The organism is Streptomyces sp. A1136, from assembly GCF_004795055.1.
GTDB lineage: Bacteria > Actinomycetota > Actinomycetes > Streptomycetales > Streptomycetaceae > Streptomyces.
Genome location: NZ_SSBJ01000304.1, coordinates 1 through 560, shown reverse-complemented (window position 1 = coordinate 560; position 560 = coordinate 1). Strand labels below are relative to the sequence as shown.

Genomic DNA, 560 nt, shown 5'->3' with positions numbered 1-560 from the left:
CTCCAGGAGGTCGGCAGGTCGGCGGCGGAGACAGGCATCATGTGGCGCGACATCGGCATCGTCGCCGGCGCCGCGCTGGTCGCCCTGGCGCTCGCGGCGGCGACCCTGCGGAGGAGGACGAGCTGAGCGCACCCCAGGGCCGGCCGACCGGCCGGCGCCCCGGCAACCCGGACACCCGGGAGGCGGTGCTCGCGGCAGCGCGCACCGCCTTCGCCGAGCGCGGGTTCGAGCGGGTGAACGTCGGGCAGATCGCGGCCGGTGGCGGCGTCTCGGTCCCGACGTTCTACGCGCACTACCCCAGCAAGGAACACATCGTCATGCAGCTCCCCACCACGGAGCAGATGGTGGCGCTGCTGTCCACGCAGCCCAGGGAGCTGCCGCTCCGCGACCGGCTGGTGGGACTCGCGTCGGTGTGGCTCGCGCTGTGGGGTCCCGAGGACCGCGACGACATGCTCGCGCGCTGGCGCATCATCGCGTCCACCCCCGCCCTGCGCACGCGGGCCGCCGAGTTCGAGCGCACCACCGCCGAGATGATCGCCGGTGCCCTTGCCGGGGCGACC

The 560-nt window shown here is 74.8% G+C and carries 1 protein-coding gene; it reads left to right on the top strand.

What is annotated here, in order from left to right:
* Nucleotides 1-185: 185 nt before the first annotated feature.
* Nucleotides 186-560: TetR/AcrR family transcriptional regulator (locus tag E6R62_RS38725; RefSeq protein WP_168714330.1), on the top strand; the 375-nt coding region annotated here is incomplete at its 3' end.